Raw genomic sequence first — 20,475 nt, 5'->3', positions numbered from 1 at the left:
CTATAGCCCGTCCAGGACGGGCTATAGAGCCCATCCCACAAGAATAATAAAAATGGTAAGTTATTTAATTCTCATTCCTTAGCAGCACAGTTGAGCGATCGATCTGCTAGTTTTGTGACAAAATAGATTGTAGTATTAATTTTTTTAGGAGTTTGTATGGCTAGTTTCAATCAAATCCTTGTCCTGAGTGCAGTCACCCTTCTAGCTTTGGCTGGTTGCGACAGCGCTAAGGAAGCTTCCACTCCCCAAACTTCACCCACCCCAGTTCCTGCTGCTACTGCTGTTGTAAAAACTGAGAAAGCAGCACCCCAAGGAAACTATGCAGAATTGAGTGCTGTCGTGTCCAGTACCAAAGCAGCGGTTCAAACTGGTGATTTCGTCAAAGCAAAAACCGAATTTGACAAATTTGAGAATGCCTGGAAAAAAGTAGAAGACGGCATCAAAGCCAAAGCTCCTAAAAGCTACGAAGCAGTTGAAGATAGCGCCGAAAAAGTAACAGACGGTCTCAAAAAAGGTCAGTCAAGCAAAGACAAAGTGCTGGCTCAGTTGGACTCGCTAGAAACGACGGTTAATAGCATTCCCAAAATGTAAGATAGATTGCTAAATTGAGTGCTTGTTTCTAATTTTGCGATCGGCGCAATTACTTATAAACAAGCACTCAACAATTTCTTTATATAACCTGAATATTCCAAAATTTTCAACCACTATGAAGAAAGCTTTTCGCAAGTACCACCGCATGATAGGCATTATTGTTGCTTTACCCCTAACCCTAACTGTGTTGACGGGAATGGCTGCAACGATTGGTCGGGAGTGGCCGCTAAATCTGGGAATTTCATCGAGATTTATGTTAAAAGTTCATACTGGTGAAATCTTTCACCTGCAAGCAATTTACCCGATTTTAAACGGCTTGGGAATGCTCGGCTTGCTGGTGACAGGTTTAAGTATGTCGGGTTTGTTCGGCAGAAGAAAGCAGCAAAATTCCAACGATTGAAAGCAAAGATGTCAGAAACTGACGAAGGACTTGATGACGACTATTGAGCCCGGTAATTTTAGGGATGCAAATATGAGCTTAAAAATCAAAATAAATAACCTATGTACGGTTCCGGTTCATCGTACCGTAACTGTTTAACTAGATTTCTGGATTTTGTAATAAAAGTTCAAGTGAGGCATCGCGTAAAGTTGTTATAGTTGGGTTGCTAAAACAATTTTGAAGCGGGCGCATTGCTAAAAATTATGCCGCGTTACCAAACTACTGATAATATCATTACGCTCAAACAGGCACTCGAAGGGATAATTGTTGACAATTTAAAAAAGCTGAATGCACTGTTGCCGGAGACGCGTAAATTAAGCCGCAAAGCTGACTTGGTTGCTGCGATTAAAGAGCAATTGCATGGACAGAAACTCAAGCAAGTTTGGATGCAGTTAGATGACCTCCAAAAAGCGGCGGTAGCTGAAGTTGTACACGGATCGGACGATCACTATTATGCCGAAATATTTAGGGCGAAATACGGACAATATCCCAACTGGGGAACGATCGATCGCTATGGATACAACCGAGAACCATCGCTACTGTGCTTATTTATCTACGGCAGCACGATGCCCTACGACTTGGGGGAAGAATTGCTGAAGTTTGTGCCAAAACCCCAAAAAACCAGCTTGAGTCAGATTGGGGACACGCTACCAAAAACTATTGAACTCCAAGTAGAAAAATACAATTACAGTACAGGTAAAACAGAAATAGAAAAATGGGAACTTCCTGTGACTGCTGCTGAAATGGAAGTGGCAGCGGTAAAGGATTTGGCAGCGGTTTTGCGTCTGATTCAGTCGGGCAAAGTTTCTGTCAGCGATCAAACTGCATTGCCTGCTGCTGCAAGTGTAAAAGCGATCGCCGCTGTGTTGCAAGGCGGTGATTTTTATAACGAGGAACAGCGCCAAGCTACCCTGAGCTTAGGCAGGGAATATGATGATGAAGTATTCTCTGAAGTCGGTAACATTAAGGCTTTTGCTTGGGCACAGATCGCTCAAGCAAGCAAGTTCGCGGAACGATCGGGCAAAAAGCTGGTTTTGACAAAAGCGGGACAGAAAGCCTTGCAAGAACCACCTGCAAAAGCTTTACAAACAGCATGGAAGCGCTGGTTGCAGACAAAGACTTTTGATGAATTTCGCCGCATTGATCCGATCAAAGGACAAACTGGCAGGGGCGCGCGCGGCATGACGGATGTGACGTGGCGGAGAGATGCGATCGCCTGCGTGCTGGCAGAATGTCCTGTGGGTAAGTGGATTCTGTTTAATGAATTCAGCACTTATCTAGTAGCAACTGGTCACCAATTTAACGTGACGGAGGAACCCTACTATCTGTATATTGGTGAATTGGGGTATGGGAGTTTATCAGATTTGACTTCTTACACTTGGCATATTCTGGAAGAACGATATATGCGCTGCGTGTTGTTTGAATATGCTGCTACTTTGGGAATTATTGATGTTGCTTATGTCGAGCCGTCCCTCGTACCGAGCGATTTTGACGATCTTTGGGGAACCGACGATCTGGAATTCCTCAGTCGCTACGATGGTTTAATTTCTTTCCGTCTGACGACTTTGGGGGCTTACTGTTTGGGTTTGACGGATAAGTATACTCCGCCAGCAATTGAGATCCGTCAAACGCTGCGGGTACTGCCGAATCAAGAAATTGTTGTGGCAACAGAAGCCTTCGCCGCATCTGATGCGATCGTCCTCGATCTCTACACTAAAAAAGTCTCGGATCTCGTGTGGCGGCTCGATCGGCTAAAGTTGTTTGTAGCTATTGAAAGCGGATATTCGCTAGCAGAGTTTGCGGAGTTTTTAGAGGCAAGGAGTGTGGAACCGCTACCGCAAACCGTGCAGCAATTTCTGACAGATGTTAGAGAAAGATCGAATAGTTTGCAAGATTTAGGTACTGTAAAATTGATCGAATGTACTAACGCCCATTTAGCGTTGCTGATTGCCAATGATTCTCGTACTAAAAAATTCTGTCAGTTGGCGGGCGATCGCACTTTAGCAGTTCCATTGGGCCAGGAAACGAAATTTCGCACCGCCCTGCGACAAATGGGTTATGTGTTGCCGCAGACTGATAAATAATACGCCTGATAGTATTAGTCTCAACAATGGCGACTTTTGTATCTTTCGTTTATAGCCGAGGCCAGATCCCCCTAAATCCCCCTTAAAAAGGGGGACTTTGAGAAGCATCCTGTCCCCCCCCCCAAATCGTTGCGGGGGCTAGGGGGGAAAACCCTAATCGCCAGTATTTGTAGGGTGCGTCGCTGGCGATAAATCCCTAAAAAAGATATACAATCTCGATCGCGACGCACCTTTGACATAGACTGGAACAAATAAACCAAACATTTCTCTTCCTTCCTTCTTCCTTCTTCCCTCTTGCCTCTTTTTACCCTGAGCGAAGTCGAAGGGCTTTCTATCAACTATCAACTGTCAACTGTCAACTATCAACTGTCAACTGCCAACTGCCAACTGTCAACTGTCAACTGTTAATTATGAGTTATGTTGCTGAAAATGCTTTAATCGTGCAGAGCGATCGCTCAATTTTACTAGAAGTTCATGCCCCGACAGCACAACAAGCACGAGAAGCGATCGCCCCTTTTGCCGAATTAATCAAAAGTCCCGAACACATCCATACCTATCGCATCACGCCTCTGAGCGTATGGAATGCGCGGGCGACGGGAATGTTAGTTGAATACATGATTCAGGCTTTGCGAAAGTATGCCAAGTATCCGATTCCTGAGTCGGTAGCCCAAGAAATTGAACTACTCGGTACGCGCTACGGATTGACGGTAATTGAAAGGATTGATGCGGAAAATCCCGATTTACAACTGCGGATTGTCGATCGCCCGCTGACGGAGTTGCTAGTGCGGGACGATCGCATAAAACCGCTGTTAGGTAAGCGGATCTCGGATCTTTGCTTTCAAGTTGATGCGGGGAATCGCGGTGTACTCAAACAAGCTTTGCTAGTAGTAGGTTATCCGGCGGAAGATTTGGCTGGATATGTCGAAGGTGCCGAGTTAGCAATTGCGTTGCGCGATCGTACTTTAGGAGGCGACTTACCCTTTAATTTGCGCGCCTATCAAAAGGAAGCAGTAGAAGCATTCTATCAAGGAGGAGAGGTTAGAGGCGGTAGTGGGACGATCGTCCTACCCTGCGGCGCTGGTAAGACGATTGTGGGGATGATTGCGATGAGTTTGGTGCAGCAAAAAACATTGATTCTCACCAGCAGTTTGACTTCGGTGCACCAGTGGCGCAGGGAAATATTGGACAAGACGAGTTTAACTGAAGATGCGATCGCCGAGTACAGCAGCAACAGCAAAAAAACGGCTTCTGTAACTCTCTCGACTTACCAAATGCTCAGTTATCGATCGACTAAAGATGATGAATTCCCGCATTTCGAGTTATTTAACGCCCAATCCTGGGGACTGATTATTTATGATGAAGTTCATCTATTACCCGCACCGATATTTCGGATTACGGCCGACTTACAAGCGCGGCGCAGGTTAGGTTTAACTGCGACATTGATTCGCGAAGACGGGAAGGAAGGCGATGTTTTTACGCTAATTGGCCCGAAGCGCTATGACGTACCTTGGCGGGAATTGGAAGGACAAGGATTTATTGCTACTGCTAATTGTACCGAAATCCGCGTCGCCCAAAATGAGGCGGAGAAAATGGAATATGCCCTCGCGCCCCGCCGCAGTCAGTTTCGGATTGCTGCGGAAAATCCGGGTAAGTTGGATGTGGTGCAAAGTTTGTTGCAAAAGGAGGCGGGACACCGTATTTTAATTATTGGTGAGTTTCTGGAACAGTTGGATGCGATCGCCCGAGTTACCGATTTGCCGCTGATTACGGGGAAGACAAAACAGGTTGAGCGCGATCGGCTGTACGAAGCATTCCGTCACAAACAGATTCCCGGATTAATTCTATCTCGCGTAGGCAATTTTGCCGTCGATTTACCCGATGCCGATGTGTTGATTCAAGTATCGGGAAAGTATGGTTCTCGCCAAGAAGAAGCGCAGCGCCTCGGACGAATTCTCCGCCCGAAATCTGATGGACATACTGCGAGTTTTTATACATTAGTTTCGCTACAAACTTGCGAGGAGGATTTTGCGCGACACCGCCAACTGTTTCTGACTGAACAGGGCTACAGTTATACTATTGAGGTTCAAGGTGATGGTTAGTTGGCTTTGCATGATAGACCTTTTGCAAAATCTCAGATCGATCGAAAAGGGCGATCGGCTGCTGACAGTGCAAATTTGATATAATAGAACAGGTAAAGTGTGGAGTACGCACCCTACAAAAACACGCTCGATGTGCAGGTAAAAATCAATGACACAAACACTCGATATCGAAAAAATATTATTAGATAATCTGCGGATGCTTTCGACAGATAAACAGCAGGAAGTGCTCGATTTCGCGCAATTTCTAGTACACAAATTGCACCAGACACAAGATTTATCAAAAGAAAGTGATGAGTACAGCAGTTTGCTAACACAACCGCCACCACTCAAGCTATCTTTCACAGAAATTGCTAAATTGCCGATCGCGGAACGCCATAAAATACTAGCACCATATATGGCTGTCACAGCCCAAGATTTTTTGACCGATCCTGAATTAACTGAATTTTCTGTACTCGACAGCGAAGACTGGGAGACTGAATATGACTGCTAACTCCAAACGAGGAGAGATTTGGCTAGTACAACTAGATCCAACCCGAGGCCAAGAAATTCAAAAAACTCGTCCGGCTGTTATCATAAGTTCTGAAATGTTAAGTTCTATTCCAATGAGGATTATCATTCCTGTGGCAAAATGGCAGCCAAAATTTCAAAATCGACCCTTCATGATTCCCATCCAGCGAACAGAATAAAACGGGTTAGATACAGACTCAGCAGGTAATATTTTGCAAATTAGAAGTGTAGGTAGTGAGCGATTTTTTAAATGTCTCAGCCAAGTGTCGGCAGCAGTTATAGAAGAATTAGTAGCCTGCTTAATTGTTTGCACAAATTGATATATCATGACTAGCTATTTTATCCTACATCTTACTCGATTACGATACTAATTTTATGTTTTTTATGATTTGAATAGCTGTGTTTTTCTAGGATATGGGAAAAGGGCGATCGATGGAGAGATTCGCAGCAGGGTTACAATTAGAGCATTGAGGTTCAAGAATGATGGTTAGTCAGCGATCGATAAACTCTTGGTAAAACTGCTCGTGCGAACCTGAGAAATTATCCATCCCCTCCTTTGTCAGACACCCTCTCTTACCAGTGTGCGGGTTTTCTACGTAGCTATTAATTACTTTTGAAACATTAGGTTTCTCGCTCCACCTAATGTTGAACGCTGCATACTTTGGGTAAAAGGTCATTCCTGCATAAGCATCAATGTGATCATGTATCCACCATGCCAATGCTGTCCAATCTTGAGTGCGTTCATAGTAAGGGATGAATGATGTAACAACAATACATACTGTTGCTCCCATATACCCATCTGAATCCTTTACGTCCCAGATATGTTCTGCATAGTTGGCCTCATTACTGGCACAGTTGTACTGATTTTTATTCTCTGCTCCTTTGGCGTTCACCGCACAAGAACGATAGGCTGAGCGGATACTAATCCGACCAAGCGCATCTTGAATTGGTTCAAGCACCCTCTCACACAAATTCTTTCCTGCTGCGATCGCCAACTCAGTATCGCTAGGAATGTTAGGGATATCTTCAATTTGAGAGATTTCTGAATAAAGAAACTCACGCATGAAAAAACTCTTAGAGAGTTGAACCCGTCCTAGGTCTTCCAAAGCTTTAACAGTTTGTGGCTTTCTCATAGACTGAACTCCAGCAATTAGAGGTGAATAGCTTAATGTTAAACACTGACAGATAATTTAGAAGCATTGTTTCAGCCCAAAGCGAAGCCAGCCAACTTATAATTGTACCACATCTGCGGTACAATACATGATAAATTCTAAAAAAATTGTTCTACTCGTTACCAGGCTCTGCCTGGTAACGCAGATAGGCGAGGCTCTGCCGACCTTTTCGCAGGAGGCTCTTCAAAAGTGACATCGATTCCTAGGCTCTTAGCCTCTTAACCAGTTATTGAAAATGATGCGAGGATTGCTATATTTACCCAATTCCAAATTTCCGAATTACAAATATCGAGTTAACTGCACTCGATAGCGTTCTTTTTTAGTAATCATAACTTCCCCAATTTCCAATCTTCCCTTACCGCTAACGGCGATTAAATCTCCCGACTTGACATTATAACTAGCTTGAGTGATATCTTTCCAATTAACTCGCACGTCGCCTCTGTCAATAAATTCAACCATTTTGCTGCGGGACATGGCAAATCCGGCCGAAGCAACAGCATCCAATCTCATTGATGCTTCAACGGTTGTCATTTCTTTCTTTTTCGGTTCTCTAATTTTGAGTTCGCTCAACTCAATGCGCTGAGTTTTTACTGGAACCGATCGCACTTGCTGCAAACTCATCTCCAAATACTCTACCATTTCAGGCATCACAATCGCCTGGGCCCCGCGTTCTCCCAGCACAATTACGTCGCCTGTTTTTTCGCGGACAATTCCCGTACCTAACATCGCCCCCAAAAAGTCGCGGTGAGAAGCTGTATCGAACAGGAAATTGCCAGCGATTTCTACCGCAGCAATGTTAACCGCTTCAGGGTCGATCGGGATTTCGGAGCGGGCGATCGCAATTCTTTGTCTTTCCGCTTGCGGGTAGCCACCCCAAGCAACTAATTCCACATCAGTTAAGCGCTTAAATACCGTCAGAGTGTCCGCCAACTCCGGCGGCGACAAAAAATCAGTCAGAGTAACTTCCCAAGTTTTAATTGCTTGTTCGGCTTGGTCGAGTGCCCGCGCCACACATTCGCGGTTTTCAATGCCTTTTAACAGTTCTTCTCTTTGTAAATTCGCCATAATTAATATTAACCTACAAAATATCAGTTAAATCCAAAACAAAAGCTGGCAGTACATCTTCACCTGACAGAGTTGTCGGCGAGTCTAAAATTTCCACATCTGAATCTTGACGGGAGATTTCTACTTTTCTATTTTTGCGATCGAGCAAACACCCCAAACTCGCTTTATTTTTCACGTACACTTTCATTTTAGCCCGCAATTTTTCTAGGGAATCGGTGGTCGATCGCCATTCCACCACAAAATCGGGACAAATCGGCGCAAATTTCTCTTTTTGTTCCGCATTTAAAGCATCCCATCTATCGCGCTGCACCCCAGCAGCATCAGGAGAAATATCTCTACCGTCGGGCAGTTTAAATCCAGTTGAAGAGTCAAAAACAACTCCTAAATTGTTGTGACGACTCCAAGCTTTAAGTTGAAAGTTTAGGTCTGAATTCCGTCTACCCGTTTCACTACCCGTAGGTGGCATAATAATTAATTCTCCCGTTGCAGTGCGCTCAAATCTTAAATCCCGGTTGTCAAGACACAACTGAAAAAACTGCTCGTCAGTTAATTCGAGCGTTAATTCTAGGGGAGAATGTAGGGCGATCGTTTGTGATTCCATAACTGCCTCAAAATATTACACGAGTTAACCGTCAACAGTTAACCGTCAACAGTTGACAGTCAACAACTAACTATGTCTCTGTATAACCTTGAATATTTTCTGGTTTAAACTGCTGCAAAATATTCGCAGCTTTCCCGGTTAAATCATCAGTACCCTTGACTGCAATCAAAAATTTGCCCTCATTCAAACGGTTGCGGTAGGGCAAAGCATCGCCGCTACCAAAAGCCATGCCGCCGGCACCGCCGACAAACACGCTGCCCATTGCACCAGCAATCGCACCGAGCACTCCACCGATGAGGTGATCGCCAATTTCGCCCGCCCAGGCAAAAGTTTTCAACTCAGTAATCAAGCTGAAAGTGCAGCCTGCCACAAAGCCAAAGGGTATCAGCCAAATAGCCATGAGTTTAGCTTGTTTCTTCGCTTGCTGGTTGGGGTCGATCAAGCCAAATTCATCCGCAGTTTTGTAGCCGCGGCCCAAAATGCTGACTTGCTTCATGGGCAAGCCTTCTTTTTCGAGGGCGCAGTAGGCAGCTTCGGCTTGCATTCGATCGGGCAGTACGGCGATAAGATAATTCATTGACAACAATTCCTGATAGTTAGGTTCGGATACCCGGAATTTATTATAGCCTGAAAAGACTTGCTAGCTAAGCAATTGGGCGTTTTTCAGAGGCCTGCCGAGTCCCACCGCCCACAAACCTAAAATATTTACCGCAAAAACGACCGACCTTGACCGAATACAGATACAATTCAAACTGCACAAAGGCAAGCTTGAGCTGAGCTGTTAGATACGGCTCTAAGTCATAAGTCTCAACTTTGAGCTCGCCAACGCTCGGCCTATTTTTACTATTGCACTCCACTGCTTGCTATGCCTAAAGTTCTAGTATCCGATCCGATCGACCAAGCCGGAATTGACATCCTCTCCCAAGTCGCGCAAGTTGACGTAAACACAGGACTCTCTGCCGAAGAGCTGGTAAAAATTATTCCAGATTACGACGCTTTAATGATCCGTTCTGGCACCCAAGTTACCAAAGAAATCATTGAAGCGGGCAATCTACTCAAAATTATCGGTAGAGCCGGAGTCGGCGTAGATAATGTGGATGTACCCGCCGCTACCCGCAAAGGAATTGTAGTCGTTAACTCCCCCGAAGGCAACACGATCGCCGCAGCCGAACACGCGATCGCCATGATGCTCTCGATGTCCCGGCACATTCCAGAAGCCAACGCCTCGGTCAAAAGCGGTAAATGGGAACGCAATCGCTTTGTCGGCGTAGAAGTTTACAAAAAAACCCTCGGTATTGTCGGTTTGGGCAAAATCGGCTCCCACCTCGCCGCCGCCGCCAAAGCAATGGGCATGAAACTGCTAGCATACGATCCATTCATCTCCACCGAAAGAGCGGAGCAGTTGGGCTGCCGCTTGGTGGAACTAGATTTGCTGATGCGCGAGTCCGACTACATCACCCTGCACATCCCCAAAACCCCGGAAACCCTGCACTTAATTAACGCTGACGTGCTGTCGAAGATGAAGCCCACGGCCAGGATCATTAATTGCGCCAGAGGTGGCATCATCGACGAAGCAGCCCTAGCAGAAGCGATCGAATCAGGCAAGATTGCGGGTGCAGCTTTGGACGTTTACGAACACGAACCGCTAGAAGCCGATTCGCCTCTGCGGAGTGTGGGCCAAAAAATCGTGCTGACACCTCACTTGGGAGCTTCCACGGCGGAAGCTCAGGTGAATGTGGCGATCGATGTTGCTGAACAAATTCGCGATGTGTTGTTGGGGCTGCCGGCGCGATCGGCTGTTAACATACCGGGAATTTACCCAGATTCGATCGAAAAACTCAAACCGTACCTGCAACTAGCCGAAACCCTAGGCAACCTCGTCAGCCAGCTAGCCGGAGGCCGAGTCGATTACCTCAACGTCCAACTCCAAGGCGAACTCGCCAACAACCAAAGCCAGCCCGTAGTTGTCGCCGCCCTCAAAGGCCTGCTCTCCCAAGCCCTGCGAGAGCGCGTTAACTATGTCAACGCCAGCATAGAAGCCAAAGAACGCGGAATCCGGGTAGTCGAAACCAGAGACGCGTCAATTCGCGACTACACCGGCTCCCTGCACCTGATGGCGAAAGGAACCCTCGGCGAACACACCGTCACAGGTGCAGTGCTCGGCGAAAGCGAAATTCGGATTACCAGCGTTGACGATTTCCCAGTCAACGTTTCCCCGACTCACCATATGCTGTTTACCCTGCACCGCGATATGCCGGGGATTATTGGCAAAATTGGTTCCCAACTGGGCAGTTTTAATGTCAATATTGCCAGTATGCAAGTGGGCCGTAAAATCGTGCGAGGCGATGCGGTGATGGTTTTGAGCCTGGATGACCCTCTACCAGAGGGCATATTGGCCGAGATTCTAAAAGTTCCGGGAATTAGGGATGCTTACACCGTAAATCTTTAAAGGATTAAGGATTAAGGATTTTAGGTTATGCAAATCCTTAATCCTTAATCTAAAATCGTTAGGCGGTAAATATTTAAAGGATTAAGGATTTTAGATTTTGGATACAAGGACTGATAATTGGTAATGGGTAATTAGTCATTGTTAATTGGCCAGAAAGCGGGAATTTTTCTATTACTCAATCCAGATTCTTCACTTTCTAGTTCCCAGTCTCCATTTCCTGACGGGCAAATCTAAAATCCTTAATCTAAAATCTAAAATTGTTATGGCACATAGCTGGTGGGAAATTAGAATTCTTTGCGATCCGGGGCTGGAAGATATCATCTTTTGGCGTCTGGAACAATTTAAATGTCGGGGCTCAGCCACTGAGATCAAAAGCAATTCCTGCCTGATGTCGGCTTATTTGCCCGAAGAACAGGCTCAATTGCTGGACTTGGCCGCTCTGTCTCTGTGGCTACGACAAGATGCTCTGTGTGCAGGTTTGCCCGTACCTGCGATGCAGTGGGATTTGATTGAAGAGGAAGATTGGGGCAGCACTTGGAAGCAGCACTGGCAGCCTCAAGAAGTGGGCGATCGCTTTTTAATTAATCCCGCATGGCTGCCGCCACCGACTGATACCGATCGGGTAATCTTGCGTTTAGATCCCGGTGTGGCCTTCGGTACAGGTGCTCACGCTACGACTCAACTGTGTTTGGAATCTTTGGAAATGCGTCTCGGTTTTGATGACAAAGAGTCTATCATTGCCGATATTGGCTGCGGATCGGGTATTTTGTCGATCGGGGCGGTGTTGTTGGGCGCTACAAAAGTTTATGCTTTGGATACCGATCCTTTGGCGGTGCGATCGACCATTAGCAACCGACAGCTCAACCGCGTTAACCGGCAACAGTTAATCGCAGAACTCGGAACGGTCGATCGGCTCAAAGAAATGATCGACGAGCCGATCGACGGTTTGATGTGCAACATTTTAGCAGAAGTAATCATCGATTTAATCCCGCAGTTCACCGCGATTAGCAAACCCAGTACCTGGGGAGTTCTCAGCGGCATTTTGCTCGACCAAGCTAAGCCAATTGCCGACACTCTCGAACAGCACGGCTGGATTGTGGCTACTCTGTGGAAGCGCCAAGATTGGTGTTGTTTTAACATTCGGCGCAGTTAGTGTTCTGAGATTTTCGATACATATATTAGTAGTAGGGTGCGTCAGATTCGATGATTTTGGATGCGTATCGAATCGCCACCAACTGACGCAGCTTACAAGTTTTAGGACAGCATTCTGTCTGTAGAAGCGCTGCTACTATCAAAGTATAAACAGCCGAGTGAATCATGCCATAACGAACCCGAATTCGGCAAGAATACCAAATCTGGGTTTGGCATCCCTTTACGAATCAGTCGGCGCAGGCCGACATCGTTTGTGTAGACGCGGTTTCAACCGCCGAGTGACTCATATCGTTTCCGGTTGCATCGGAATGATTTAACCTTACTAGAACACAGAGAACACAGAGAGATCAGAGAGAAATGAATACAGGACGATGCTAACGGAATTGATATCATGCGATCACGAACTACCGCGCATCGCCAATTAAAATAAACGGCGACCAATAAAACGGATGGCGACCAATTTGACTCAACTTAGCTTGCCGCAATGCTTCATTTTTACTCATCCCCTTATTGATATTTTGATAAAATTCAACCATCAAATCTTTAGTAGCTGAATCATCAACACTCCACAAACTCGCCATCACAGCTTGTGCGCCCGCCCGCTCAAATACATAGGCAACTCCCGATATTTCTTCACCGTTAGAATTCGCTTGCATAGCAGTTTGACACGCGCTTAAGGTGAGGAGTCTGGTGTTTTGCAATCCTAATAACGCCGCATCGCGAATATTGAATTGGCTGTCAGCAAACAGCAGTGTATTTTCCTCCATGCCCAATTTGGGACAGCCTCCCTGTTGGAAACAGCCGTGAGTTGCTAGGTGCAAAAACGGAAAGCGGGGTGCTTGAGTTTTGAATTGGTCGAGGGTGGCGGCATTGCCGATATAGGCGGAACTTCCGGGGAATAATTGAGCGATATTTCTAACTTCTTCTTCTGTACCAGCTAAATTTTGCGGATCGCGGGGGATGGGATTTCCTAATGCTAAGACACCGCCTTGTAAAGTTGAATTGGGAATTGTCCTTGTGGAAATGCGGGTGAGATAGTTGACGGGATATTTCTGGATCAGGAATTTGCGATTTTTCGTGTCCCAAAGGGTTTCAAAGGGAATGTAACGCAATTTTCCTGTGGCGATGATGCTCAATTGTTTGGGAGATAATGCCTGTATTTGGTCTTCTACCGGGCGAATTAGGATGTCGTATAGTTTGCCGCCCGTTTCTCTGTAATCTGAAGTGAGTTCGCTTGATATTTGTTCGCGGTGTTCGGTGAGGAGTTTGTCGAATTCTGCGGGGTCGATCGCAATTCTTTTAACACTTAAACTGTCTTTTGTCAAGACAAATAGGGCGATCGTATTGGGGACATTTTTGATATGTGTCAGCAAGACAGGTTGAATGACAACGGTATCTGGTGCGATACTTGCTTTCAGTTGGGCGATGTCTTTGGGTGTGGTTTCAAAGAGTTCGGCGACTTCTGGGAATTGGCGGGAGATTTCTTCAGCTTTGCGGTTGACTTCTGTTTCTAATTCCCGCATTTGTCGGGAGAGATTTTCGGAGAATTTGTCTTCGAGTTGGCGGCGGAGGAATTGGAGTTGTTGATTTTTTTGATTCCATTCGTCAATGGCTTTTTGTGCTTGGGGGTTGGCTACCTTGGCGTTAATTAAGCGGGTGTAGTCGGCGAGGTCTGCTGTGGTGGCGATGTTGATCCATTGGAAAGCGCGATCGGGTTGGTTTTGGTCGATAAGTAGGGAGGTAAGGGCGATCGCTGTTGTTTCTTTAGCTTCTAAAAACTTTTGGCGATTTTCTAGCTGTAAACCACTCCGCATTTCTAAGGTAATTTGGACGGATTTCTCCCAATTGTCGATAGCATCAGTGGGTTTATTAGTATCTTGGTAGACAGAACCGATATTACTCAAAGTAGTAGCAACGCTTGCGCGATCGCCCACTTCCCGGCTAATTGGTAAAGCTTGGTTATAGTATTTCAATGCTGATTGCGGTTGGGAGATTTTGTCGTAGACTAAACCAATATTACTCAAAGTAGTAGCTTCTCCAGAGCGATCTTTGATTTGTCTTGCTATCGAAAGAGCCTGATTATAGTAATCCGAAGCTTGCTGAGACTGACCCAGGTCTAGATAACTACTACCCATTCCCAAAAGTATAGTAATTGCATGGGTTCCGTGTCTCAGTTCTTCGGCAATTCCAAAAGCCTGTTGAAATATCTCTATCGCTTGTCGGTGTTGTCCTTGTTGTTGCTGTTGGGTTGCTTGCTCTATAAGTCTCGGTAATTCTTCAACCTGTAAATTTTGGCTTTGCGCCCAACTCGGTTGTACTATCACCGGCACAGTCAGAGGAGTCAGACACACACCCAAAACCAAAACACTGCTAATAAATCGTTTCATCTTTTTTATAATTCACCAAATTCGATTAATAGAATAGACATCAAACTCTGAAAGTACGTTAGTATCTAATAAAAATCGCATACTCACAAAATAACCTCGCGCCCCGGTGATGAATCCCTGAGTCCCTCAAAAACTTCTGCCTCAATTCCTGCTTCTTCTAGATTGTTTTCTTGACGAAACTTTTGGATTGCTTCCCAAAAATTTTGAGGTTGCTCAATCTGGCGTTCTTTCTCAATCTTAGCAATAATTTCAGTTAACTCAGCAGATACTTTAGTCAATTCTTTAGCTTTTTCAAGCAAGCGATCGACTAACGGTGATGGCAATAACTCCAGCGGTTCATCAAAGTCTTCAGAAGTTGTAATTAGTCCTCGATCGCTCCCAAACAGCGGGGAACGGCCCTGTGTTTTATGAGACTGCACTGATAATTGTCTATTAATTGCACGCTCACTTTCTAGGAATTCTCCAATTTTTCGCCATTCCTCTCTGTCTTCATCTGACAAATTTGCCAAAAACTCTTTCATCTTTGCCAGCTTCTCCTCAGAGTTTAGCGAAACTTCCCCGACTTCAAGCAGAACTTCTGAACCGTCAGGAATGTTCGGATTTTCGGAAATTTCGATAATATTACCCCGTTTTATCCCTTTGATTTGCATAATTATATCTCCCTCTTAACGAACTTTTACCTATTGTAGCATTAGGAGCTTCATTGAAATAGACAGGGCTTATGCACTCCGACTAAAGAAACCGGGTTTTTTACCGAATCTGCGCGGTACAACGAAATATTTTCGTAAAAAACCCGGTTTCTGGCCCCGCGACGGACTCAATAGGGAGTCGCTGCAATTGTCATCGTCTTTTTCTGCACGTCAAACTGCATTTCATCGACAACAAATTGCCGTTTATTTTTCCCATCTCCAACCATAACTGACCTGATACTGTCCAACTTGTCAAGAGAAAAAACAGACTCTAGCTTCACATCCGCTTGACCTTTATTCGGGTCTAGCAAGCGAAAAGCGTTTATAGGAATACCGCGCCAAGTCTCTGGACGGCCTTTCGCTGGAGTGCCATCGCCCCGCACCTTTGGCATCCCATTATTCAGATAAACCACCGCACTTTTGGAAAACACTATTTTCTCAATTTGACCCAAAGGAAGCGATACCGGTTTTCCCGATCCTTGTATCAATAATTTTTGCGCTTTCTCGTCAATCTGCACAACTTTACCGTCTCTTTTGTCCCCCCCTTTCATCACAATTTCCGCTTGCGTCGGCAACGCTACGGGTATCGGCTGACTAGCGTTAGCCTGTGCTTGTACCGATGGCAAATTCTGTTTCTGGACTTCCTGACTGGCCGCATTAACTTGTGCAGCCATACCCGCTGTTACTGTAAAAAGTGCTACAACTAGAAAAGAAAGTGTTGTGCGTTTCGTCGTCCCCTAAACCCCCCCTTCAAGGATAAGCGTTACCCCTGCTAATGTCATAAAATTGTACTCCACATCCCTTGAAGGTGATTCCGTGACTGCTTCTGGCCAATCTACTCCCGAATCGAATATTTTAGGCAACTTTGCCAGTGTTGTTGGCTTACTCGGTGCCGCTTTGTTCTTCACCGGCTGGATTTATCGCTGGTCTTATTTTTCCAGCTTTCAGCTAAATGTAATTACCCTCGATTTACCAGTCGAATCGTTTTTCATAGTACCGCTTCAGGTGTTTTTAGGTGATGGCTGGACAATTGTCAAAAGTGCGATCGCCCTTTTGCTGACATCCCTCGCAATTTACCTCACTTTGTGGCTAGTTAACAGTATCAACAAGACAGTTGCTGCTCAAATCAATAGCATAATTACACGGTCGGTTTCCTATCCTTACGGCAGAAGATTCGGGTGGATTTACCGCATCCTGAACTCTTGGCAGCGATTTAATATCAATAGATTTAACTCGCTCAAATTATTGCGATCGCTCGTTGACGAAATTATCATCGTCGGTTGGGTATTGCTAGTTTTATTCTGGTCAGCTTACCACCAAGGTATTGCCGATGCCCGACGCGATGCCGGGGAAAATTCGTCTTTACCCGCCGTTGCCTTAATCGCCAAACAAGACAACATTGCTTTAGGCAGAAAACTCGACGATCCAACACTCCGATTAGCCCCCAAAGGATTTAAGGCGATCGGCGATGTGGGTCTATTTGTAAAGTTGAGCAGCACAGATTATACTGATATCAATAACCCCAAAGAACCTAGAATTTGGCGGTTGCTTTTGGAGAGAGGAAACTGGATTTATCTGTTTCCGGCTTTAACAACAGAACAGCAAACAAACCCTAAAGCTCGCCCGCCAGTGATTGCCATTCAACAAAGTCAATCCGGCGATCAATTGTTAATTATAAGTCCTGAACCTTCTCAACCTCCTAAATAATTCACCAGTGAGAAAAACAGTCCTGGACGCACGAGTAGTCAGAAACCGGGTTTTTTGGCGATAATATTTGGTTGCAACCACCAGATTCGGTAAAAAACCCGGTTTCTTTGGTAGATGCGTCAGTCCTATAAGAACGAACGTATGTGGTCAGGACTTCAGTCCTTCCAAAAGAGGATTAAAGTCCTGAGTGCGAACCTAACTCCCTCGTTTGTAGTCAGGACTTTAGTCCTTTCGGATCGGACTAAAGTCCTCACTACAAAGCTACAAGAAAGGTTGCAGTCGATCGATCAACTGCGCCGCTTGCATCACTCCCTCAATGCGATCGACCTCAGCGCCATTTTTGAACAGCACCAAAGTCGGCAAAGCATAAATGTGATGCTGCGACGCCAACTGTTCGTACTTATCCGTATCGATTTTGACCACCATCAGCTTCTCCTTCGTCTGACCGCTGACTTGCTCCAAAATCGGCACCATCATCTGACAAGGCCCGCACCAAGTAGCGTAAAAATCTACCAACACGGGCAAATCGGAGCCCGATAGTAACTCCTCAAAACTGCTGAACTGTTTTTGAACTGCCATAAGACAAAATAATTTTTTTGGTTCTGGCTCGATTTTAGTGCAAAATTCTCTGGTAGATTGCGAGGATACAATTATGGAATTATTGCCAGAGACATATCAGAGATTGCGGGGTCAAGTTGCACTCGTCACCGGTGCATCGCGGGGAATCGGCCGCGCCGTTGCTTTAGCCCTAGCCGCAGAGGGCGCTAAAGTCGCCGTCAACTATGCCAGTTCCAGCGCTGCTGCTGATGAGGTTGTCGCAGAAATAGACGTTGCTGGCCCAGAAGCTATCGCCCTTGCAGCAGATGTCTCCAAAACTGACCAAGTAGATGCACTCATCAATAATGTCATGGAAAAATGGGGGCGGATTGACATTTTGGTGAACAATGCTGGCATCACCCGCGATACTTTGCTGCTGCGGATGAAGCTGGAAGATTGGCAAGCTGTGATTGATTTGAATTTAACTGGCGTGTTTTTGTGCGCGAAAGCTGCGAGTAAAATCATGCTGAAACAGCGCAGCGGCCGCATTATTAATATTGCTTCGGTGGCCGGACAAATGGGCAATCCCGGACAAGCTAATTACAGTGCGGCGAAGGCTGGGGTAATTGGATTTACTAAAACTGTGGCTAAGGAGTTGGCGAGTCGCGGCATAACTGTGAATGCGGTTGCACCGGGTTTTATCACTACAGATATGACTAAGGATGTCAAGTCTGATGAGATTTTGAAGTACATTCCGCTGGGGAGATACGGGGAAGTTGAGGAAGTTGCGGGCATGGTGAAGTTTTTGGCGGCGGATGCGGCGGCGGCTTATATTACGGGGCAGGTTTTTAATGTGGATGGGGGAATGGTGATGGCTTAGATTTGGGGATCTTTTTTAACCGCAGATATTGCACAGGCTTTCCGGCCTGTGCCACGATGAAAGCGGATATCTGCGGTTGAATTGTGAAGTTAGATTCAGAGTTTCATTTGCAATTGTTTGAGCAGTTTAATTAGCGATATTGATTGCCTGGGAACCAGTTAAAGAGTTAGTTGCAGTTGTAGAGCGTGCATTTTGCACCTTACTTTGACAAAATTCTTCAAATAGCTGAAAAAAAATATCGAGCGCATCTCTCTCATCTTGAGAAAAGAATAGAATTATATTCGCCCATGATTGAGATGAGTCAATATTAAATTTTTTCTGTATCCAATCTTGAAATCCATCTAGAGGATTTTCCTGTTTTAGAGGTACGCCAAGCTGGTACTGTGCCACATTATATCCAGACAAAAAAGCCTGAAGACAACTAATTGACGGTTTGCCCAAATACACTGAAGGTTTATTCTTGATTTTGTTGAGAATATCGGAGAGATTATCCATATAGACTATCCGTTGAATAAATTATCAAAAAATGTCTGTGTCTATTAAAACTCTGTTTGTGTCACTACAAACTCTCCATTAAAATCTTCTACAAGAGGCCCGCCAAAACTCTTGAGCCAATCATCTTTAGGGATTCCATTAGGATATAGGTTATCGAACACTGTTTCAAGTGTTCCTAATTCTGTGGGCATCTCGACAAGCACACCTTGATGAAAACCATTTGTGGAGATTTGGCGATCGCTCCCTACTGGATTGGTAATAATTGAAAATGGCAGCCTGTCGGGGACTGTGCTAATTCTTATTATCTTACCCTTAATTTCCTGTTTAGTCAAGTAACTTTGGATGGCTTGAGAACAGGAAATACATTGAAAGTTTCTATATTTTCTACCAATCTGCTTGAGTTCATCAAGTTGCTCGTTATTCATGATTTTATGACAAGCAGACAGATTGAGTATAACACCTTTCTTTCAGGAGGAAAACCATGACTTGCTTTAGTCCTAATGAGGAGAAAAAGTAGTGCGTGACTTTTAACTCCAAATTTTCCTAATCCAATTGTACACCGCAGCAGACAAAGCCCGTAACTTATTTACAAAATTTTGCCAGATTGAAACTTTTCTTACCTCAGATAAATCTTCTATTTCCACGGGCGGCGGCATTCCGACTACTTCATAAAGCGGATATTCGCCGCTCTTTCCCGGAATTTTAACTGATACGCATTGATTGACGATCGCCAATTCCTTGACTTCCTGATAAGTCTCCTGGGAAATCAACAAACTCGTTCCCACTTGCTTGTTAGCAGCCTCAATCCGGCTGGCCAAATTCACCGCATCTCCGATCGCCGTCACTTTCTGACTGTTCGACGCGCCCAAATTCCCCACAACTGCCAAACCGCAGTGAATCCCAATTCCAATCCGCAATCGGTGACGGTATAAAGTCTCAAAATAGGGATTGAGTTTCTCTAATTCCTCCAGCATCTGGACTCCAGCCCTCACTGCTTGTTCCGCTGCTTTGTCTGAGTTTTCCAACCCAAACAGCGCCATGAAACCGTCTCCCATATAATTATTGATCATCCCTCCGTTGCGGTTGATAACACAACCCATTTTCTGAAAATAGCGGTTCAAAACATAAATTACATCGTAGGGTAGCAGCGATTCTGCAAAAGGTGTAAACCCTCGAATATCGGAAAACAAAATTGCAATTTTCTTCTCTTTGCTGAGAGTATTGATAGCGGAATTTCCCGCCATTTGCTCGTTAAATGTTTCCAAGTCTTCAGAATCGATCGCCAATCTCCGCAAAATCACCTTCCCGCCAGCAATCTGTGTCTGACAAGCCAGCCTAATTTCCGGTTCTAAGCGCAATTTTTTAGCTAATTCCTCTTCTGGCCAGGTGCGGGGAGAGCAAAATTCCAAACCTTCGACAATCAAGACGCGACAAGTCGAACATCGGGCGCTACCGCCACAGATGTGGGTGTGGGGAATGCCGGCACCCAGCGAAGCTTCCAGAATTATATCGTCATCGTCTACCTCGATCGTGCGATCGTCCGGCAGATAGTGAATGTGCGGCATAGGGGGCGCGTCTAGCTAATTAGCGAGAAATCTCGCGGACATCTGTTATTGCAATC

22 protein-coding genes are annotated in these 20,475 nt (G+C 45.4%); 10 read left to right on the top strand and 12 right to left on the bottom strand.

Annotated features, from left to right (window positions below; genetic code table 11):
- Positions 1-156 precede the first annotated feature (156 nt).
- The 3 genes from IQ270_RS08965 to IQ270_RS08955 all read left to right on the top strand — a co-directional run bounded on the left by IQ270_RS08965 (position 157) and on the right by IQ270_RS08955 (position 3,114).
- Positions 157-591, top strand: coding sequence for a DUF4363 domain-containing protein (locus IQ270_RS08965; protein WP_193972872.1), 435 nt, complete (start codon positions 157-159; stop codon positions 589-591).
- Between the two features lie 115 nt (positions 592-706).
- A complete protein-coding gene (locus IQ270_RS08960) occupies positions 707-991 on the top strand; it encodes a peptidase (RefSeq protein ID WP_193972871.1) in 285 nt (94 codons plus the stop codon).
- A 242-nt stretch (positions 992-1,233) separates the two neighbouring features.
- Positions 1,234-3,114, top strand: coding sequence for a hypothetical protein (locus IQ270_RS08955; protein ID WP_193972870.1), 1,881 nt, complete (start codon positions 1,234-1,236; stop codon positions 3,112-3,114).
- A gap of 153 nt (positions 3,115-3,267) precedes the next feature.
- Here the strand turns inward: IQ270_RS08955 and IQ270_RS30835 are convergent, their stop codons facing one another.
- Positions 3,268-3,459, bottom strand: a complete 192-nt coding sequence (locus tag IQ270_RS30835; protein ID WP_228056191.1) for a hypothetical protein — start codon at positions 3,457-3,459, stop codon at positions 3,268-3,270.
- A 65-nt stretch (positions 3,460-3,524) separates the two neighbouring features.
- Between IQ270_RS30835 and IQ270_RS08950 the strand changes: the two genes are divergently transcribed.
- The 3 genes from IQ270_RS08950 to IQ270_RS30830 all read left to right on the top strand — a co-directional run bounded on the left by IQ270_RS08950 (position 3,525) and on the right by IQ270_RS30830 (position 5,899).
- Positions 3,525-5,213 carry a DNA repair helicase XPB gene (locus IQ270_RS08950; protein ID WP_193972869.1) on the top strand — a complete coding sequence of 563 codons (1,689 nt, stop codon included), beginning with the start codon at positions 3,525-3,527 and terminating at the stop codon, positions 5,211-5,213.
- A 148-nt stretch (positions 5,214-5,361) separates the two neighbouring features.
- Positions 5,362-5,703, top strand: coding sequence for a DUF2281 domain-containing protein (locus tag IQ270_RS08945; protein ID WP_193972868.1), 342 nt, complete (start codon positions 5,362-5,364; stop codon positions 5,701-5,703).
- On the top strand, positions 5,693-5,899 hold the full coding sequence (locus tag IQ270_RS30830; RefSeq protein ID WP_228056190.1) for a type II toxin-antitoxin system PemK/MazF family toxin: 207 nt from the start codon (positions 5,693-5,695) through the stop codon (positions 5,897-5,899). The genes IQ270_RS08945 and IQ270_RS30830 overlap by 11 nt, the downstream gene beginning before the upstream one ends.
- A gap of 312 nt (positions 5,900-6,211) precedes the next feature.
- On the opposite strand, the gene IQ270_RS08935 is transcribed toward IQ270_RS30830, so the two are convergent.
- The 4 genes from IQ270_RS08935 to IQ270_RS08920 all read right to left on the bottom strand — a co-directional run bounded on the left by IQ270_RS08935 (position 6,212) and on the right by IQ270_RS08920 (position 9,135).
- Positions 6,212-6,853: a peptidase M15 gene (locus IQ270_RS08935; protein WP_193972867.1), complete on the bottom strand. Its 642-nt coding sequence runs from the start codon at positions 6,851-6,853 to the stop codon at positions 6,212-6,214.
- A 318-nt stretch (positions 6,854-7,171) separates the two neighbouring features.
- Positions 7,172-7,957, bottom strand: a complete 786-nt coding sequence (locus IQ270_RS08930; RefSeq protein ID WP_193972866.1) for a photosystem II S4 domain protein — start codon at positions 7,955-7,957, stop codon at positions 7,172-7,174.
- Between the two features lie 13 nt (positions 7,958-7,970).
- Complete coding sequence (locus IQ270_RS08925) at positions 7,971-8,558, bottom strand: Uma2 family endonuclease (RefSeq protein ID WP_193972865.1); 588 nt, start codon at positions 8,556-8,558, stop codon at positions 7,971-7,973.
- Between the two features lie 70 nt (positions 8,559-8,628).
- Positions 8,629-9,135, bottom strand: coding sequence for a hypothetical protein (locus tag IQ270_RS08920; RefSeq protein WP_193972864.1), 507 nt, complete (start codon positions 9,133-9,135; stop codon positions 8,629-8,631).
- Between the two features lie 288 nt (positions 9,136-9,423).
- Here IQ270_RS08920 and serA point away from each other — a divergent pair, with 288 nt between their 5' ends.
- Both serA and prmA read left to right on the top strand, forming a co-directional pair.
- Complete coding sequence (gene serA / locus IQ270_RS08915; RefSeq protein ID WP_193972863.1) at positions 9,424-11,007, top strand: phosphoglycerate dehydrogenase; 1,584 nt, start codon at positions 9,424-9,426, stop codon at positions 11,005-11,007.
- A 262-nt stretch (positions 11,008-11,269) separates the two neighbouring features.
- Positions 11,270-12,160 carry a 50S ribosomal protein L11 methyltransferase gene (gene prmA / locus IQ270_RS08910; RefSeq protein ID WP_193972862.1) on the top strand — a complete coding sequence of 297 codons (891 nt, stop codon included), beginning with the start codon at positions 11,270-11,272 and terminating at the stop codon, positions 12,158-12,160.
- A 403-nt stretch (positions 12,161-12,563) separates the two neighbouring features.
- On the opposite strand, the gene IQ270_RS08905 is transcribed toward prmA, so the two are convergent.
- From IQ270_RS08905 to IQ270_RS08895, 3 genes are all read right to left on the bottom strand, one after another.
- Entirely contained in the window at positions 12,564-14,546 is a 1,983-nt protein-coding gene (locus tag IQ270_RS08905) for a CHAT domain-containing protein (RefSeq protein ID WP_193972861.1), read from the bottom strand.
- A gap of 83 nt (positions 14,547-14,629) precedes the next feature.
- The gene (locus tag IQ270_RS08900) at positions 14,630-15,196 is read right to left on the bottom strand and encodes a hypothetical protein (RefSeq protein WP_193972860.1); all 567 of its coding nucleotides are present in this window, start codon (positions 15,194-15,196) and stop codon (positions 14,630-14,632) included.
- A 167-nt stretch (positions 15,197-15,363) separates the two neighbouring features.
- A complete protein-coding gene (locus tag IQ270_RS08895) occupies positions 15,364-15,909 on the bottom strand; it encodes a hypothetical protein (RefSeq protein WP_193972859.1) in 546 nt (181 codons plus the stop codon).
- Between the two features lie 142 nt (positions 15,910-16,051).
- Here IQ270_RS08895 and IQ270_RS08890 point away from each other — a divergent pair, with 142 nt between their 5' ends.
- A complete protein-coding gene (locus IQ270_RS08890) occupies positions 16,052-16,942 on the top strand; it encodes a hypothetical protein (RefSeq protein ID WP_193972858.1) in 891 nt (296 codons plus the stop codon).
- 261 nt (positions 16,943-17,203) lie between these two features.
- Here the strand turns inward: IQ270_RS08890 and trxA are convergent, their stop codons facing one another.
- Positions 17,204-17,521: a thioredoxin gene (trxA, locus tag IQ270_RS08885; protein WP_193972857.1), complete on the bottom strand. Its 318-nt coding sequence runs from the start codon at positions 17,519-17,521 to the stop codon at positions 17,204-17,206.
- Positions 17,522-17,594: 73 nt separating this feature from the next.
- On the opposite strand from trxA, the gene fabG reads away from it, so the two are divergent.
- Positions 17,595-18,359, top strand: coding sequence for a 3-oxoacyl-[acyl-carrier-protein] reductase (gene fabG, locus IQ270_RS08880; RefSeq protein WP_193972856.1), 765 nt, complete (start codon positions 17,595-17,597; stop codon positions 18,357-18,359).
- A gap of 126 nt (positions 18,360-18,485) precedes the next feature.
- Here the strand turns inward: fabG and IQ270_RS08875 are convergent, their stop codons facing one another.
- The 3 genes from IQ270_RS08875 to IQ270_RS08865 form a co-directional block, all read right to left on the bottom strand.
- Positions 18,486-18,854, bottom strand: a complete 369-nt coding sequence (locus tag IQ270_RS08875) for a hypothetical protein (protein WP_193972855.1) — start codon at positions 18,852-18,854, stop codon at positions 18,486-18,488.
- Positions 18,855-18,898: 44 nt separating this feature from the next.
- Positions 18,899-19,279: a papain fold toxin domain-containing protein gene (locus IQ270_RS08870; RefSeq protein ID WP_193972854.1), complete on the bottom strand. Its 381-nt coding sequence runs from the start codon at positions 19,277-19,279 to the stop codon at positions 18,899-18,901.
- A 102-nt stretch (positions 19,280-19,381) separates the two neighbouring features.
- On the bottom strand, positions 19,382-20,419 hold the full coding sequence (locus tag IQ270_RS08865) for an adenylate/guanylate cyclase domain-containing protein (RefSeq protein ID WP_193972853.1): 1,038 nt from the start codon (positions 20,417-20,419) through the stop codon (positions 19,382-19,384).
- Positions 20,420-20,475: the final 56 nt, after the last annotated feature.

This window comes from Microcoleus sp. LEGE 07076, from assembly GCF_015207455.1.
In the GTDB taxonomy this organism is placed as follows: domain Bacteria; phylum Cyanobacteriota; class Cyanobacteriia; order Cyanobacteriales; family Microcoleaceae; genus Microcoleus.
The sequence above is the reverse complement of the archived record's forward strand: the minus strand, read 5'-3'. Positions and strand labels throughout refer to the sequence as shown.